This window comes from Vibrio floridensis (genome assembly GCF_021852965.1).
Lineage (GTDB): Bacteria > Pseudomonadota > Gammaproteobacteria > Enterobacterales > Vibrionaceae > Vibrio > Vibrio floridensis.
The window spans coordinates 117,759-133,979 of sequence record NZ_JAKGCY010000003.1 but is presented as its reverse complement, the minus strand read 5'-3'; the positions used below and the strand labels follow the sequence as shown (position 1 = coordinate 133,979).

The window sequence follows — 16,221 nt, the reverse complement described above, 5'->3', positions numbered from 1 at the left end:
CATCAGCAGTTTAGTTTTGTCATTATTCGCAATGACTCAAATGACGTTGCACAACTGATCGATGTCGTCACCTTTTCGTAAAACCACCTTCAGCCACTATCGTAGAGAAAGTATGAACAACACAAAAAAACGCGGAGTGCTTTTAGTCAATCTCGGAACTCCCGAAGAAGCAACGGCCCCAGCCGTAAAACGATTTTTAAGCCAGTTTTTGCATGATCAGCGTGTAGTGGACATGACGCGTTGGCTATGGTGCCCAGTTCTTCATGGGATCATTTTGCCTCTTCGTTCACCCAAAGTGGCTAAGCTTTATCAAACCGTTTGGATGGAAGAGGGGTCTCCATTGATGGTCTATACCCAAAGACAAAGACTAGCATTGCATGCAAAACTCAATTGCCCAGTGGAAATTGGTATGACCTATGGCACACCCAGCGTACTTGATGGGGTGAACAAGCTTCAAGCTCTAGGTGTGGATGAGATTTGCGTTTTACCCCTGTACCCCCAGTATTCAGGCACCACAACGGGAGCGGCGTACGATGCACTTGCGCAGGCGCTGCGTAAAGTTGCCGTTGTGCCAAATGTTCAGTTTGTTCGTGATTATCATGATCATCCCCTTTACATCAAAGCATTGGCTGAATCGGTACGCCAATCATGGCAAGATCAAGGCAAAGGGGATTACCTGCTTTGCTCCTATCACGGCATTCCCCAACGTTACGCGGATAATGGCGATATCTATCCTCTGCATTGCGAAATGACAACCGAGTTGCTGCGTCTCGAACTAGGCTTGGACAAATCCCAAATTGGCACCACCTATCAATCTCGTTTTGGTCGAGAAGAATGGCTGCAACCCTATACGGATAAAACGTTGGAATCGTTGCCCGCGAAGGGCATCAAGTCTCTTGATGTGATAACCCCTGCGTTTTCGGTTGATTGTTTAGAGACGTTAGAAGAGATCTCAGAGCAAGGCCAAGAAAGCTTTCTGCATGCGGGCGGTGAGCAATATCGTTTTATTCCTTGTTTAAACGACAGTCCAAGCCACATTGATATGATGGCTACGCTCGTTACAGAACGGTAAAGCGCTGTTGCAATCGGACTTCCATTATTAACGCCGCTGAACTTGCGGCGTTTTTCTTTCCCTTACTGCTGTTTATCGCCAGTCCATCGCCTTGTCTTATTAATATTATTATTACTATTTTTGCTTGTCTTCGTGATATCTCTCACTCGTATGCTAACTTTTAAGAGTGTCATTTGTGATTATTTAATCAATTAGGGGACTCTATAATGGGACTCGACAATATTTCTCTTAGTAAAAAACTCTACTTCTCACCACTGATTCTTATTCTAATTATATTGGTGATCGTGATAGTCAGTGCCAAGTTACTCAGTTCACTCTCCTCCGACATGAACAAAATCGCCTTTGATCTTGCGCCGGACACTGAACTGGCGGCAGACATGACAGATAGTGTTTATGGTTTGCGATTAACCGTTAAAAACTACATCAAAACGGGTGATAAGCAGTTTGTTGCGCGATTCCAAGAGAACTCCACAAAGTGGAGTCAGCTGATGGATCGTGCGTATAACGAAATTCAAAACCCACAGCGTGTACAGATTCTGAAACAGGTTGATGGCCTAAAAGCTCAGTATCTCACTACATTTAGTCAAGTGGTGGTGAAGAACATGGAGATGCGTAATGAGCAAGTGAATGGCGTACTCAATGTCGATGGCCCACAAATAGAAAATAGACTAACTAGTGTTATGGAAAGCGCCAAAACCGATGGTGATGTCGTTGCCGCTTACCATGCAGGGCGTGCGCTCAGAGCACTGTTATTGGCGCGACTCTATGTCGCCAAGTTCTTGGTGGAGAACCAACAGGCAGAGGTAGAGCGCTTCAATCAGGAGTTCAGCGCGGTACACAGTGAAATTGCCAGTTTACTGTCGACCTTAGAAAACCCGCAGCGACGTCAACTGACCAATGAAGCGGAAACATTGTTCAAGCGATATGAAAAATCGGCCAATACGGTAACGAGCTTGATATTCGCGCGTAACGAGGGGATTGAAACGCTGGATACGATCGGGCCGCAAGTGGCGAAAAACATTGGTTTACTGAGAGATTCGATTGCAACGTCCATGGAACAGGCTGCTGAACAGGCCAATGAGAACGCAGACCAATCGATTACCGTGCTGTATGGAATCGCAGCGATTGCCATCGTTATTGGTTTGTTGTTCTCTTTTGTCATTACTCGTTCCCTTGTAGCGAAAGTGCAAAGAACGACCAATGTGTTGCAAGATATCGCGCAAGGCGAAGGTGACCTCACCATACGTGTACCTACCACTGGTAACGATGAACTTGACGTGTTGGCTGGGCATTACAACACCTTTGCTGGCAAGCTCCAGCATACTATTCGTCAAATGAGCGATGCCGCTGCTCAAATGCTTCAAGCTGCAGAAACCTTAGCGTTAAAAGCGCGAGATACACAAAGCGAAGTCAGAGAACAGCAATCTCAAGCTCAGGTCGCAGCGTCTGCAATGACGGAGATGTCCGCCAGTGCCCAAGAGGTGAGTGTCAGTGCCCAGCAAGCGGCGGACCTTTCACAATCCACCTCGGATTCGGCAACACAAGGCTCGATGGTGGTGAGGGAAGCCACCCAATCCATGCAAAAACTCAACGAGCAGATTGCCAGCGCTGGCGATACAGTTGAACAACTTCGAGCAGACAGTGAGCAAATAGGCACGGTGCTGGATGTCATTCGCAGCATTGCTGAACAAACCAACTTGCTCGCGCTGAATGCGGCGATTGAAGCGGCAAGGGCAGGGGAGCAAGGGAGAGGGTTTGCGGTGGTGGCCGATGAAGTCCGTTCTTTAGCATCGCGCACCCAAGAATCAACCGAAGAGATACAAACCATCATTGGAAGTTTGCAGCAGAGAGCTGAATTGGCAAACAAAGCGATGCACCAGAGCCGACAAAGTGCTGAGCAAACCGCAGAGCAGGTGCATTCTGCGGAATCCGCGCTAACCTCGATCGCGGGCTATATTACCCAGATTAACGATTCGATTGGGCAAATCTCTACAGCGGCAAATCAGCAGGCAATAGCGTCGGATGAGGTCAGCGTCAATGTGAATAACATGTCCGATATTTCTGAGAAGACGTTGGTTCAATCTTCTGAAACCACAGAATCCGCTCAAGCGATGAAACAGTTAGGAGAGCAAGTGAATCGTCTACTACAACAGTTCAAAGTGTAAACGAACCAAGTTTTTACAAAAAAAGCGCGCCAATCGTCGGCGCGCTTTTGTCTTTTGCACTTTAGACACACATTAAGAAACGAAAGCTTGTTGTTCTTCAATTTGTTCTGCGGTTGAACTGACACTTTCTGCGCCATGCATCCAGCGAACAAGCTGGTTTGAGAACAGCAGTAGAATGAAACCCGATACGGTTGCAGTGACAGCGATGCCGCTGAAGATCGCCATTGCACCTAACTCCCCTACGTGAGAGCCGACATAACCTGCGACATAGTTTGCGATCGCGTTACAACCAAACCAAGCCCCCATCATAAGTGAAGCTAAACGAAGTGGTGCAAGTTTGGTCACCAGAGAAAGCCCAATTGGTGATAGGCACAATTCTCCCAGAGTATGGAAGAAGAAGGCGCCCACTAACCACAACATTGAAGTTTTCACCGATGTATCACCACCTTGCTCAATCACCGCTCCAACCATACAGAGGAAGCCTAGCGCGAGGAAAAACATAGCCAGAGCAAACTTGACAGGCGAGTTAGGTTCGCGTTTACCAAGCTTAACCCAAAGCACAGCCAGCAAAGGAGCAAGTGTAATGATAAAGAACGGGTTTAGTGATTGGAACCACGCGGCAGGCACCTCAAAACCACCAATCATACGATCGGTGTATTGCTGAGTATAAATGTTCATAAGGCCGCCCGCTTGTTCGAAACCAGCCCAAAATACGATGGTGAACAAGCTCATCACGAGAATGACTTTGATGCGATCCACTTCTTCTTTGCTCAGCGGAGCCTTATGAGTGGATGCTTTTCCGGCTAGCTCGCGTTTCGCTGCTGGTTCACGGCCAATATCACCCAGCCATGATTGCGCTAGGCTCATTTGCATCACTAAGCTGATTAACATGCCAATACCGGCAGCGACAAACCCCGCTTTCCATCCGAATTCGGTGGTCACAGAACCTGACACGACACCGGCGATCAACGCACCTAAGTTGATACCCATGTAGAAAATGGTGAATGCGCCATCTCGACGGTTGTCACCTTCTTGGTATAGGTCACCCACCATAGTGGAGATGTTTGGCTTAAATAAGCCGTTACCAGCGATGAGGAGTGCAAGGCCTAAATAGAAGGTGTGAAGCGAACCTAAACCAAGCGCATCCGCAGGCAGTGCAAGAGTAAACTGGCCAATGGCCATTAGCGCACCACCAATCAGGATCGAACGACGCTGGCCTAAGTAGTTGTCTGCGAGATAGCCGCCAATAAGTGGCGTAATGTAAACCAATCCAGTGTAGGTGCCATAGAGATCGAGCGCATCTTTGGTGGTCCAACCCAAACCGCCATTAAGGGTGGTGTCGGTGAGGTATAACACCAAAATTGCGCGCATTGCGTAATAGGAAAAACGTTCCCAAAGTTCAGTACCGAACAAAAGGAAAAGGCCTCGAGGATGGCCAAAATAGTGATGTTGGTTTGACATAAGTTTGACTAATTCTAGTTATGAAATTTTTTATAGGCGAATACGTATACTCCTCGTCGTTTAAATACTCAAATAGTTTTAATTGGTAGCGGATTGTTCGGTTTATATTTAACCTTTTGTTATAAAAGGTTTTCTGATGTTTTGCGTTGGTGGTTTCTGCGTGTTAGAAACTAATATTCCATTTTTGGTATTGCAAACTAACACTCAGAAAACAAAGTGTATCGGTTTGTATGATTGCAACACGCGTGATTTCCTATAATCTGGCTAGATGCTAGGATAAGCAAAAAATAGATGGCTAGTAATAAATGAAAAAGTGGTATTTGCTGTATTGCAAGCGAGGAGAGCAGCTCCGAGCGAAGCAACATTTAGAAAATCAGGGTGTTGAGTGCTTTTATCCCACTATAGACGTTGAAAAAATTCTTCGTGGTAAACGTCAAGTAAAGAGTGAACCTTTATTTCCCTCCTACATTTTTGTTCGCTTCGATTTTGAAACAGGCCCGACGTTTACAACGGTTCGCTCGACCAGAGGCGTGGTGGACTTTGTGAAGTTTGGTGCTCAACCCAAAGAACTTGAAGGTGATTTAATTTACGAGCTCAAACTTCTTGAACAAGAGGGACATCAAAGTGCGTTGCAGGGGAGTAATTTGCCGAAACCGGGTGATTCCATCAAAGTGAAAAGTGGGCAGTTTGCTGGCATTGAAGCGATTTTCCAAGAACAAGATGGTGAAACTCGTTCAATTATGTTGGTTAAAATGATCTCGCAAGTTATCCCTGTGAGTATTGAGAATAGTGATTTAGAGCTTAACTAATACCATAATCTGTATTCTCCAATGCAAAGAAGGCACCATTAGGTGCCTTCTTTATGAAACGTTTTCTTAGTACGCTTCGTTGTGTACCGCTTTCACCGCACGACCTGATGGGTCAATACAGTTTTTAAACGACTCATCCCATTCAATCGCTTTGGCTGATGAACAAGCCACGGATGGACCACCAGGGACGCATTCTGCAGCCGATGGCAGTGGGAACAACTCTTCGAAAATTTCGCGGTATACATAGCCTTCTTTTGTTGTTGGCGTGTTGTATGGGAAGCGGAATTTTGCGGTTTCCATCTGTTGATCGGTTACTTTCTCTTGTGCAACGGCTTTGAGTGTGTCGATCCAGCCATAACCAACGCCATCAGAGAACTGCTCTTTTTGACGCCAAGCAATAGAGTCTGGTAGGTAGTGCTCAAAACACTCACGAAGAATGTGTTTCTCCATTTTTCCGTTGCCACACATTTTATCCGCAGGGTTTAGGCGCATTGCGACATCGATAAACTCTTTATCCAAGAATGGCACTCGACCTTCAACACCCCAAGCCGCCAGTGATTTGTTTGCACGAGCGCAGTCAAACATGTTGAGCGCGAGCAGTTTGCGTACCGTCTCTTCATGGAACTCTTGTGCGTTAGGCGCTTTGTGGAAGTAGAGGTAGCCACCAAAAATCTCGTCAGCGCCTTCACCAGAGAGTACCATCTTGATACCCATAGCTTTGATCTTACGTCCCATCAAGTACATTGGAGTTGACGCGCGGATGGTCGTGACATCGTATGTTTCGATGTGGTAAATCACATCACGAATTGCATCCAGTCCTTCTTGAATGGTGTAAGTCATCTCATGGTGTACCGTGCCAATTTTCGCGGCTACTTCACGCGCTGCTTTGAGATCTGGTGCGCCTTCAAGACCGATAGCGAATGAGTGAAGTTGCGGCCACCATGCCTCAGTTTGTTCGTCGTCTTCGATACGCATTGCCGCATAACGCTTGGCAATTGCAGAGGTAATAGAAGAATCCAAACCACCTGACAGCAATACACCGTAAGGCACGTCGGTCATCAACTGACGTTTCACCGCCGCTTCAAGCGCTGCGGTTAGTTCTTCTTTGCTGCTGCTGTTTCCCTGTACCGCTGCGTATTCATTCCAGTCACGAACATAGTAACGTTGAGGGCCAGAGTCGGTTGAGCTGTAGTAGCTACCTGGAGGAAACTCACTGATGGTTTTGCAAACTGGAACCAACGCTTTCATTTCTGATGCAACATAGTAGTTGCCATGCTCATCATAACCTTGGTAAAGCGGGATGATACCAATGTGGTCACGTCCAACGAGGTATTGATCTTTCTCTTCATCGTAGAGGACAAAAGCAAAGATACCGTTTAATTCTTCGAGGAGGTCGGCCCCCATCTCTTGATAGAGAGCAAGAATTACTTCACAGTCAGAATCTGTCTGAAAGTCATATTTGCCTTCGTAACGAGCACGAATCTCTTTGTGGTTATAAATTTCACCGTTTACTGCAAGGATGAGTTTTTTGTCTGGGCTATAAAGAGGTTGCGCACCGCTATTAAGGCCTACGATCGCAAGACGCTCATGCGCGAGAATTGCGCGCTCAGAAGCATAGATTCCTGACCAGTCTGGGCCGCGGTGACGAAGTTTTTTCGACATCTCTAAAGCGATAGGGCGAAGCGCCGCTGCGTCGCTTTTAATGTCTAAAATGCCAAATACTGAACACATACAACATCCTTTTCATTAAATTACTTTTAAACGGTATGGCCTCAATTTGCCAGTCTGAACAAAAAAAGCAACACTCTTCGAAAATAAAAGTAAATGAATCTCTATATGATTAAATTTAATTTAATAAAAGTATCGTCTAGGTGAATAAAATTAAGTTTGAGTGTGTTTTTTAAACAGAAGTTCGCTAGATGGCTGTTTTTTAATGAATCGCTTCTTCTGAGTCCAGCTGGAATGAAGGTAAGCGCCACTTAAATCTTACCGCTGCCATCCTAAGAATATAACCAACCACGAGCGTCACTATGGTAGCGGTGACATCTGGTACCGCAAATTCCAAGAGAGCAAGGTAGAGACCTGAGGCGATCAAAGCGATCGAGGCGTACAACTCTTGGTGCAGTACAAGGGGAGTTTGACGGCAAATCAAATCACGCAGTAAACCACCAAAGACACCTGTCACCAACGCTGAAACCATACAGATGCCAGGATGCAGCCCCATTTGAAGCGCAATTTTAGTCCCAATAATGCTAAATACGATCAGGCCGAGTGCATCTAAACGGATGAATAACCCTTTGAGTTTGATGACCCATTTGGCGAGGCCTGTGGTCAAGATGCCCGCAATGCAAGTAATGGCAAGGTACTCAGGATTTTTAACCCAACCGAGTGGATAATGACCAAGAAGAATATCACGCACGGTACCACCACCAATCGCGGTGGCACTTGCAACCAACATAACGCCAAACCAATCCATTTTTCTGCGTCCTGCGCTTAGCGCACCTGTCATCGCTTCAGCCGTGATGCCGATGACGTACAAAACACTTAACAACATCTTGAAACGCTCTAGTAATACTGCCTTTGCTTTATATACAAAGGGTGGAATAACAAAATGAGGTGTGAGTTTAGTCACAAATGATAGGCTTGGCGAATGAGAAAATGTAGGGAAAAGTGAAGTTTCAAATAAGCCTAGCTAATTCAAAGCCGTTCTTCGAGGGTTCAGCGTTTACCTTGTTGGAAAAAAAAGCGACAATGCGCACCGCTAGTAAAAACGAAATATAGATAGAAGAATGACCCACGAATACCAAGATTTAGTGACTATTTTTAATCAAACTTTTTTTGAGTCATTGAATACAAAATTAGAGCTGGGTGGGGATGAGCCCATTTACCTGCCAGCGGATGCATCAACCCCATATCACCGCATTATTTTTGCGCGTGGCTTTTACGCTTCTGGGCTTCACGAAATCGCTCATTGGTGTGTCGCAGGTCCTGAACGTCGCTTGTTGGAGGATTTTGGGTATTGGTACGAGCCAGATGGTCGGACGGCTGAAGTTCAAGCGGAGTTTGAAAAAGTCGAAGTTCGTCCTCAAGCCTACGAGTGGATTTTGGCGCAGAGTGCAGGCTTTCCTTTCTCTGTGAGTTGTGACAACCTACACGGCGATTTCGAGCCAGACCGCTTGGGCTTTATGCGTAAAGTACACCAAGAAGTCACGGCCATTTTAGAGGCTGGTCTACCACCTCGCGTTAAAATGCTTTCAGATGCATTGCGCGATTTTTACCAAGTGAAAACGCTTGAAGTAAGTGATTTTATCGTTAAGTAACCACGAGAATACCCATGATTATTGAATTTGAAGAAAAACTGTTAGAGCTGATTGATGTAGGAATTGACAGTGCATCAGAGGATGAACTGTTTGCTGGTGGTTATCTGCGCGGTCATATTTCTTTGTCAGCGGCGTCATGTGAAGAAGATGGTGTAGACGATATTGAGGAACTCAAATCGCGTATCGAGCAGAGTTTAGAAAACGCGCGTGCAGAGCTTGCGCCTGCGGATCGTCTTATCGTTAACGATTTATGGCAGCAACTTCAAGCGCAAGCTTAACTGCAGTTGCTATCAAAAATGTGGATATAAAAACGCCTCGTTAAAAACGAGGCGTTTTTGATGAACTTAACTGTCTTACGCAACGTTATCCATCACATCGGTATGAGACTTTTTTGCCGCCAGATGCTCTGGCTCAAAGTCATCAACATTGATGGTGTACAAACGATGTTGCTCCGCTTCTTTAAGCAAATCGGCTTCATCTTGAGAAATAATGCCTTGTGCTAGGCCCTCTTCTGCAATGGCATCCAAACGTAAGAATGGGCGGCGTTTACCTTGTGCTTTACACACTTTGTCAAACACAGGTTCTGCTTGCAAAATCACAGACAGTGCTAGCTCAATCTTGCCTGCTGCGTTGTGCTCTGTTGGTTGCAAATACTGATTGCGACCAATGCGGCTACGTGTCGCGCTTGGGGTTTGTAGTATGCGTGCAACTTGACTATCGATTTTGTCGCTTGGTGCTTTGCGCACACGGCCAAATGGCATGATCAAGACGCGCAAGGCTTTACCGATAATGGGGTTCGGGAAGTTGGCAAGAAACTCATCAATGGCCACTTCCGTTTGCTTCAAGCTGTCTTGCAAGCCCCAGTGAACCAAAGGCAGGTCTTCTACAGGGCGGCCATCTTGTTCAAAGCGTTTTAAGGTCGCTGAGCTCAAGTAAAGCTGACTGAGGATATCGCCTAAGCGGGCTGATAGACGCTCACGACGCTTCAATGAGCCACCCAGCACGGCCATTGAAATGTCTGACAATAATGCCATGTTGGCGCTATAGCGATTGAGCTTCTGGTAGTAACGTTTGGTGGCGTCGTGCGTTGGGGCGTTCGAGCCAAAACCATCGGTCAAACCAAACCAAATGCTGCGCACAAGGTTGCTCATGGTAAAGCTGACGTGGCCAGCCAAGGCGGCATCGAACTGTTCTACCGCATCCGATTTGTCCGAGTAGGCGGCTTCCATCTCTTTTAGTACATAGGGATGGCAACGAATGGCGCCTTGACCATAGATGATCATTGAACGAGTGAGGATGTTTGCCCCTTCCACCGTGACGGCGATGGGTGAACCTTGGTAGCCACGAGCAAGGAAGTTGGAGGGGCCAAGGCAAATGCCTTTACCACCGACGATATCCATTGCATCGATGATGCTGCGTTGGCCACGGTGAGTACAATGGTACTTCACAATCGCGGAGATGACCGATGGTTTCTCACCAAGGTCGATACCGGCAACGGTAAGGTTGCTTGCCGCATCCATCACATACGCGTTACCGCCCAAGCGTGCCAGCGCTTCTTCTACGCCTTCGAGATGGCCGATAGGTTGTTTAAATTGGCGACGAATGCGCGAATAAGCACCGGTTGCCAAAGCGGCGGTTTTGATGCCACCAGTGGCATTTGAAGGCAGGGTAATACCGCGACCAACAGAGAGACATTCAACCAGCATGCGCCAGCCTTGGCCTGCCATTTTTTGGCCACCAATAATGAAATCGATCGGTACGAAAATATCTTGGCCACGCGTTGGGCCATTCTGGAAGGGGACATTGAGAGGGAAATGACGGTTGCCGATTTCAACCCCTTTAATGTCTGTTGGGATAAGCGCACAAGTAATACCAAGATCTTCTTGCTCGCCGAGTAAGCCTTCAGGATCGCGAAGTTTGAAAGCAAGGCCCAAAACCGTTGCTACAGGGGCAAGGGTAATGTAGCGCTTGTTCCATGTTAGGCGCATGCCCAAGACTTCTTTGCCTTCCCATTCGCCTTTACACACCACACCGTCATCTGGAATAGAACCCGCATCCGAACCCGCTTCAGGGCTGGTGAGGGCAAAACAGGGGATCTCTTTACCTTCTGCAAGGCGAGGGAGATAGTAATTTTTTTGCTCTTCTGTACCGTAATGTTGCAAAAGCTCACCAGGACCCAAAGAGTTTGGTACGCCAACGGTCGAAGAAAGAACACCAGAGACACCAGTCAGTTTTTGCAGCACCAAAGATTGCGCGTAAGCAGAAAACTCAAGGCCACCGTATTTCTTCTTAATGATCATGGCGAAGAATTTGTGATCTTTGAGATATTGCCAAACTTCAGGAGGCAGATCGGCCAGCTCATGCGTCACTTGGTAATCGCTTACCATGGCACACACTTCATTTACAGGGCCATCGAGGAAGGCTTGCTCTTCAGCAGAGAGTTTTGGTGCTGGAATGGCGTGCAGCTTTTTCCATTCTGGCTTGCCTTTAAAAAGCTCCGCTTCCCACCAAACGGTACCCGCATCCAACGCTTCTTTTTCTGTCTGAGACATGGCTGGAAGCACTTGCTTAAACAAGCCGAGCGCTTTTGCACTGATGAGCGATTGGCGTACAGAGGGCATCGCGAAAACGGCTAGCGCTAAGAAGTAGCTTAGCCAACCGATTGAGCCGACGTAACCGGAGAAAGTTAACAGCAGCATCGTGGCGGTCAACAAGGTGACGGATTTGACTAATGACATTCGATGATAGAGCGTCACGCCCAATATCAAGGTCATCGCGAGTAGGGAGAGCAAGATGTCCATATGTAGGTTCCTTTTCAGACAATTCGTTGTGTTATACGTCTGTGTTTTGGTAAGAGGTCAAACCAGTTGGCTTAAGTGTAATCAAAATATTAAAGAAATGTAAAACACAATTCTGAGTAAAAAGTGATCTGAGTAGAGTGAAAATTCTAAAATTGAGATTTCCATGGTGATTTCCTAAGCAGCTTCGGGCGATTCACTTTACAAATCCGCGAAATCTAAGGCTTCGGTGTCGACACTATTTCCTGTTTATGGGTAAACTCAGCGTATTGCTATGTTAGCTAGGCTGTCGCTCAGCAAACATCGACGTATAACGTGATAAACCAAGATAAAGAGAACATCGTATGTACCAAGATCTGATTAGAAATGAGTTAACTGAAGCTGCTGACGTACTAAATAAATTCCTAAGCGACGATCACAACATTGCGCAAATTGAAGCTGCAGCGAAAATGATTGCCGAATCTTTTAAACAAGATGGCAAAGTACTGTCTTGTGGTAACGGTGGTTCACATTGTGATGCGATGCATTTTGCCGAAGAACTAACGGGCCGTTACCGTGAAAATCGCCCTGGTTACGCGGGTATTGCGATTTCAGATCCAAGCCATCTTTCTTGTGTCAGTAACGACTTTGGTTATGACTATGTATTTTCTCGCTACGTTGAAGCGGTCGGTCGTAAAGGCGATGTGCTGTTTGGTCTATCAACGTCTGGCAATTCAGGCAACATTCTGAAAGCGATTGAAGCGGCGAAAGCCAAGGGCATGAAAACCATTGCGCTGACGGGTAAAGATGGCGGTAAAATGGCGGGTCTTGCGGATGTTGAAATACGAGTACCACACTTTGGTTACGCAGACCGTATTCAAGAAGTGCATATTAAAATTATCCATATCATCATCCAATTGATTGAGAAAGAGATGGAGTAATCTGGTCGGGGCAGCCCGTATCGATTTGTTCAGGGAGTTTTGTTCGATGTGTGAATTGCTCGGCATGAGCGCCAATGTGCCAACAGACATCTGTTTTAGTTTTACTGGCTTGATGCAACGAGGCGGTAAAACCGGACCACATAGAGATGGTTGGGGCATCACTTTCTATGAAGGAAAGGGATTTAGAACCTTCAAAGACCCAAATCCAAGTTGTGAATCGAAGATTGCGGAGTTGGTGCAAAGTTATCCGATTAAAAGTTGTTCGGTGATCAGCCATATTCGCCAAGCGAATCGAGGTGGTGTTTCTTTAGAAAATACCCACCCATTCACTCGTGAGCTTTGGGGGCGATATTGGACATTTGCACACAATGGCCAACTCACTGACTATCAATCGTTGGATACCGGGCGACATCGTCCCGTTGGGCAAACGGACAGTGAAAAAGCGTTTTGCTGGCTAATAAATCAATTGGAACAGCGCTATCCTGATATTCCTCAGGATATGGAACAGGTGTTTGCTTACCTTGCCTCTTGCTGTGAAACCTTGCGAGATAAAGGGGTGTTCAACATGCTGCTCAGTGATGGCGAATATGTGATGACGTATTGTACCAACCACCTTTACTGGATCACGCGTCGAGCACCTTTTGGCAACGCAGCGTTGCTGGATGAAGATGTTGAGATTAACTTTCAAGAAGAGACCACCCCCAACGACGTGGTCTCTGTGATTGCGACCCAGCCTCTTACTGGTAATGAAACTTGGCAGAGAATGAAGCCAGGGGAGTATGGTCTGTTTCACTTTGGTGAGCGAGTCAGCAGTAACGCCAATTTATTACTTGATGTCCCGTTTGCAGCAGCAAAACCAAGCTGCCAAGCGCCAACGGAACCACTGGAATAAAACGGTATTGCGAGTTTGTATTGAAAATGGGTTGCGATAAGCAACCCATTTTTTCTTTCGATGTCGAGTGGCGACAATGAATCGCCTTACTCTGCAGCGTAACCGGCGCTGCCAAGTGGTTGGCCATCGAGATAGGCCACACCTTGTTGCATGACAAGCCGCTCTTCTGCCATCCACTTCACCACTAAGGGATAGATGCTGTGCTCTTGCGTTAACACACGCTCCGCTAGGCTTTGTGCGTCATCTTCTGCGAAAATAGGTACTTTCGCCTGTAAGATCACTGGGCCACCATCTAATTCTTCCGTGACAAAATGCACACTGGTGCCGTGTTCACTGTCCCCTGCATCGATAGCGCGCTGGTGGGTATGAAGGCCGGGGTATTTAGGCAAGAGGGAAGGGTGTATATTGACCATTTTTCCTAAATAGTGACGTACAAATTCACCACTCAGAATGCGCATGTAACCAGCCAGTACGACGATGTCGGGTTGGTATTCGTCCATCACTTTCATCAATTCACGATCAAAACTTTCTCTATCGGTAAACGCTTTGGGATCGATGTAATGAGCGGGTACCGAAAACTGTTTGGCTCGTTCAAGACCGTAAGCGTCGGCTTTGTTTGAGAAAACCGCACACACTTTGGCTCGGCTTGTATCACACTCGCATGCTTCAAGAATGGCTTGCAGGTTACTGCCGCTGCCGGAAATCAGTACCACAATTTTTTTCATAACCACTGTCCATTTACTGCTGGTTCTTAAGATCAATGTCTTGCAAAAATACCTGCTTTTTGCAGGGTTTTCAGTGTGCCAAATAGCAGAATGAGGACATAGCGTCCTCATTCTGATGAAGTTATTTTAGGCGTTGGCGCTTAGTTGATTTCAACTTGTTGCTCACCCACTTCAGCACTGGCGACAGAACCGATCATCCAAGCGTTCTCACCTTCTTGCTGGAGAAGTGCCACTGCAGCTTCTGCTTGATCTTGAGGTAGTGCCACAATCAAACCAACACCACAGTTGAATGTACGATACATTTCACGCGTAGCCACATTTCCTTTTTCCTGTAGCCACTGGAAAATGACCGGCCATTCCCAGCTCTTTCCATCGATCACCGCTTTGGTACCTTCTGGCAATACGCGTGGGATGTTTTCCCAGAAACCGCCGCCAGTGATGTGCGAAATCGCGTGAATGTCATGTTGTTCAATCATTTTGAGTGCAGACTTGATGTAAATTTTGGTTGGCTCAAGTAGGTGCTCACCAATAGTGCGGCCTGCAAGCTCCTCATTTTTGTCTGCGCCAGACACTTCGAGGATTTTACGCACTAATGAGTAACCGTTTGAATGTGGGCCACTTGAACCGACAGCGATCAATGCATCGCCTACCGCGACTTTAGTACCGTCGATAATGTCTTCTTTCTCTACCACACCGACACAGAAGCCTGCAACGTCGTAGTCTTCACCGTCGTACATCCCTGGCATTTCTGCGGTTTCACCGCCGATTAGCGCGCAACCAGCTTGGATACAACCTTCGGCAATGCCGGAAATAACATCCGCAGCCACATCAACATCCAGCTTGCCCGTTGCGTAGTAGTCTAGGAAAAATAAAGGCTCAGCACCTTGTACGATCAAATCGTTTACACACATAGCAACGAGATCAATACCAATGGTGTCATGCTTGTTCATATCCAGAGCTAAGCGCAGTTTCGTGCCCACGCCATCTGTACCAGAAACTAGAACAGGCTGTTTGTATTTCGTTGGCAATTCACAGAGTGCACCAAAGCCGCCAATGCCACCCATTACTTCAGGGCGACGTGTACGTTTTACAGAGCCTTTAATACGCTCAACGAGCGCGTTGCCTGCATCGATATCTACACCAGCGTCTTTATAGCTAAGAGAAGAGTTGTTACCACTCACGGGGAAGTCCTCGGTTTGAAGTTGGATATGAAAACGGCGCTATTCTATCAGGGCTGGAATATAAAGAGCAAACGTTTGCGCAAGTTTTTTTGTTGTGCAATGTAACGAGAAATTCTCTACGAAATCGTTTATAATCGGCAAGTTTATGTAAATTTTATCTATATTGCCGGAGATGGACATGAAAGTTGTTGAAGTAAAACACCCTCTTGTAAAACACAAAATTGGTTTGATGAGAGAAGGTGATATCAGCACTAAGCGTTTTCGTGAGCTAGCCACTGAAGTTGGTAGTCTTTTAACTTACGAAGCAACTTCAGATTTTGAAACGGAAAAAGTGACCATTGAAGGTTGGAATGGCCCAGTTGAAGTGGATCAAATCAAGGGCAAAAAAGTAACGGTTGTGCCAATCCTACGTGCTGGTTTAGGCATGATGGATGGCGTGCTTGAGCACATGCCAAGTGCGCGTATCAGTGTGGTAGGTATCTACCGTGATGAAGAAACATTAGAGCCAATCCCATACTTCAATAAGCTGGCTTCGAACATGGAAGAGCGTATTGCATTGGTGGTTGATCCAATGCTTGCAACTGGCGGCTCTATGATCGCAACGATCGATCTAATTAAAGAGAAAGGTTGTCAGCAAATCAAAGTATTGGTGTTGGTTGCAGCACCAGAAGGTATTGAAGCGCTGGAGAAAGCGCACCCAGATGTTGAACTGTACTGTGCAGCTATTGATGAAAAACTAAATGACAAGGGCTACATCGTCCCTGGTCTTGGTGATGCTGGTGATAAGATTTTCGGTACGAAGTAAACGTTATTGAGAGCATCAAACGAAGGGGCAGAAAATGCCCCTTTTTGCTTTGAATTATTAGCAACGTAAATAC

Annotated in this window: 14 protein-coding genes; 8 read left to right on the top strand and 6 right to left on the bottom strand. The window is 46.5% G+C overall.

What is annotated here, in order from left to right:
• Positions 1–61: 61 nt before the first annotated feature.
• Together hemH and LZU85_RS06905 are read left to right on the top strand one after the other, a co-directional pair.
• Complete coding sequence (gene hemH / locus LZU85_RS06910; RefSeq protein WP_419795961.1) at positions 62–1,072, top strand: ferrochelatase; 1,011 nt, start codon at positions 62–64, stop codon at positions 1,070–1,072.
• Between the two features lie 206 nt (positions 1,073–1,278).
• The gene (locus LZU85_RS06905) at positions 1,279–3,237 is read left to right on the top strand and encodes a methyl-accepting chemotaxis protein (protein ID WP_237286758.1); all 1,959 of its coding nucleotides are present in this window, start codon (positions 1,279–1,281) and stop codon (positions 3,235–3,237) included.
• A 72-nt stretch (positions 3,238–3,309) separates the two neighbouring features.
• On the opposite strand, the gene LZU85_RS06900 is transcribed toward LZU85_RS06905, so the two are convergent.
• Positions 3,310–4,698, bottom strand: a complete 1,389-nt coding sequence (locus LZU85_RS06900; RefSeq protein WP_237286757.1) for a peptide MFS transporter — start codon at positions 4,696–4,698, stop codon at positions 3,310–3,312.
• Between the two features lie 305 nt (positions 4,699–5,003).
• Here LZU85_RS06900 and rfaH point away from each other — a divergent pair, with 305 nt between their 5' ends.
• Positions 5,004–5,507: a transcription/translation regulatory transformer protein RfaH gene (rfaH, locus tag LZU85_RS06895; protein WP_237286756.1), complete on the top strand. Its 504-nt coding sequence runs from the start codon at positions 5,004–5,006 to the stop codon at positions 5,505–5,507.
• 66 nt (positions 5,508–5,573) lie between these two features.
• Here rfaH and asnB read toward each other — a convergent pair whose 3' ends face one another.
• Both asnB and LZU85_RS06885 read right to left on the bottom strand, forming a co-directional pair.
• Positions 5,574–7,238, bottom strand: a complete 1,665-nt coding sequence (gene asnB / locus LZU85_RS06890) for an asparagine synthase B (RefSeq protein WP_237286755.1) — start codon at positions 7,236–7,238, stop codon at positions 5,574–5,576.
• Positions 7,239–7,437: 199 nt separating this feature from the next.
• Positions 7,438–8,061, bottom strand: coding sequence for a trimeric intracellular cation channel family protein (locus LZU85_RS06885; protein ID WP_176297455.1), 624 nt, complete (start codon positions 8,059–8,061; stop codon positions 7,438–7,440).
• Between the two features lie 235 nt (positions 8,062–8,296).
• Here LZU85_RS06885 and LZU85_RS06880 point away from each other — a divergent pair, with 235 nt between their 5' ends.
• Both LZU85_RS06880 and LZU85_RS06875 read left to right on the top strand, forming a co-directional pair.
• Positions 8,297–8,827 (top strand): elongation factor P hydroxylase, encoded by a 531-nt coding sequence (locus tag LZU85_RS06880; RefSeq protein WP_176297456.1) that lies wholly within the window; start codon positions 8,297–8,299, stop codon positions 8,825–8,827.
• 14 nt (positions 8,828–8,841) lie between these two features.
• Positions 8,842–9,105 (top strand): YfcL family protein, encoded by a 264-nt coding sequence (locus LZU85_RS06875; protein WP_176297457.1) that lies wholly within the window; start codon positions 8,842–8,844, stop codon positions 9,103–9,105.
• 75 nt (positions 9,106–9,180) lie between these two features.
• Here the strand turns inward: LZU85_RS06875 and fadE are convergent, their stop codons facing one another.
• Positions 9,181–11,628 (bottom strand): acyl-CoA dehydrogenase FadE, encoded by a 2,448-nt coding sequence (gene fadE / locus LZU85_RS06870; RefSeq protein WP_237286754.1) that lies wholly within the window; start codon positions 11,626–11,628, stop codon positions 9,181–9,183.
• A gap of 341 nt (positions 11,629–11,969) precedes the next feature.
• Between fadE and lpcA the strand changes: the two genes are divergently transcribed.
• Both lpcA and LZU85_RS06860 read left to right on the top strand, forming a co-directional pair.
• A complete protein-coding gene (gene lpcA / locus LZU85_RS06865; protein WP_011079797.1) occupies positions 11,970–12,545 on the top strand; it encodes a D-sedoheptulose 7-phosphate isomerase in 576 nt (191 codons plus the stop codon).
• A 46-nt stretch (positions 12,546–12,591) separates the two neighbouring features.
• The gene (locus LZU85_RS06860; protein WP_237286753.1) at positions 12,592–13,437 is read left to right on the top strand and encodes a class II glutamine amidotransferase; all 846 of its coding nucleotides are present in this window, start codon (positions 12,592–12,594) and stop codon (positions 13,435–13,437) included.
• An 86-nt stretch (positions 13,438–13,523) separates the two neighbouring features.
• Here LZU85_RS06860 and purN read toward each other — a convergent pair whose 3' ends face one another.
• The gene (purN, locus tag LZU85_RS06855) at positions 13,524–14,162 is read right to left on the bottom strand and encodes a phosphoribosylglycinamide formyltransferase (protein ID WP_237286752.1); all 639 of its coding nucleotides are present in this window, start codon (positions 14,160–14,162) and stop codon (positions 13,524–13,526) included.
• 140 nt (positions 14,163–14,302) lie between these two features.
• The gene (purM, locus tag LZU85_RS06850; protein ID WP_176297461.1) at positions 14,303–15,343 is read right to left on the bottom strand and encodes a phosphoribosylformylglycinamidine cyclo-ligase; all 1,041 of its coding nucleotides are present in this window, start codon (positions 15,341–15,343) and stop codon (positions 14,303–14,305) included.
• Positions 15,344–15,521: 178 nt separating this feature from the next.
• On the opposite strand from purM, the gene upp reads away from it, so the two are divergent.
• Positions 15,522–16,148 (top strand): uracil phosphoribosyltransferase, encoded by a 627-nt coding sequence (upp, locus tag LZU85_RS06845; RefSeq protein WP_038941276.1) that lies wholly within the window; start codon positions 15,522–15,524, stop codon positions 16,146–16,148.
• The last annotated feature ends 73 nt before the right edge of the window (positions 16,149–16,221 follow it).

Excerpts from the sequence above, each read along its gene's own strand:
- hemH (WP_419795961.1), top strand. The coding sequence starts at position 62 with ATGTCGTCACCTTTTCGTAAAACCACCTTCAGCCACTATCGTAGAGAA.
- LZU85_RS06905 (WP_237286758.1), top strand. The coding sequence starts at position 1,279 with ATGGGACTCGACAATATTTCTCTTAGTAAAAAACTCTACTTCTCACCA.
- LZU85_RS06900 (WP_237286757.1), bottom strand. The coding sequence starts at position 4,698 with ATGTCAAACCAACATCACTATTTTGGCCATCCTCGAGGCCTTTTCCTT.
- rfaH (WP_237286756.1), top strand. The coding sequence starts at position 5,004 with ATGAAAAAGTGGTATTTGCTGTATTGCAAGCGAGGAGAGCAGCTCCGA.
- asnB (WP_237286755.1), bottom strand. The coding sequence starts at position 7,238 with ATGTGTTCAGTATTTGGCATTTTAGACATTAAAAGCGACGCAGCGGCG.
- LZU85_RS06885 (WP_176297455.1), bottom strand. The coding sequence starts at position 8,061 with ATGTTGTTAAGTGTTTTGTACGTCATCGGCATCACGGCTGAAGCGATG.
- LZU85_RS06880 (WP_176297456.1), top strand. The coding sequence starts at position 8,297 with ATGACCCACGAATACCAAGATTTAGTGACTATTTTTAATCAAACTTTT.
- LZU85_RS06875 (WP_176297457.1), top strand. The coding sequence starts at position 8,842 with ATGATTATTGAATTTGAAGAAAAACTGTTAGAGCTGATTGATGTAGGA.
- fadE (WP_237286754.1), bottom strand. The coding sequence starts at position 11,628 with ATGGACATCTTGCTCTCCCTACTCGCGATGACCTTGATATTGGGCGTG.
- lpcA (WP_011079797.1), top strand. The coding sequence starts at position 11,970 with ATGTACCAAGATCTGATTAGAAATGAGTTAACTGAAGCTGCTGACGTA.
- LZU85_RS06860 (WP_237286753.1), top strand. The coding sequence starts at position 12,592 with ATGTGTGAATTGCTCGGCATGAGCGCCAATGTGCCAACAGACATCTGT.
- purN (WP_237286752.1), bottom strand. The coding sequence starts at position 14,162 with ATGAAAAAAATTGTGGTACTGATTTCCGGCAGCGGCAGTAACCTGCAA.
- upp (WP_038941276.1), top strand. The coding sequence starts at position 15,522 with ATGAAAGTTGTTGAAGTAAAACACCCTCTTGTAAAACACAAAATTGGT.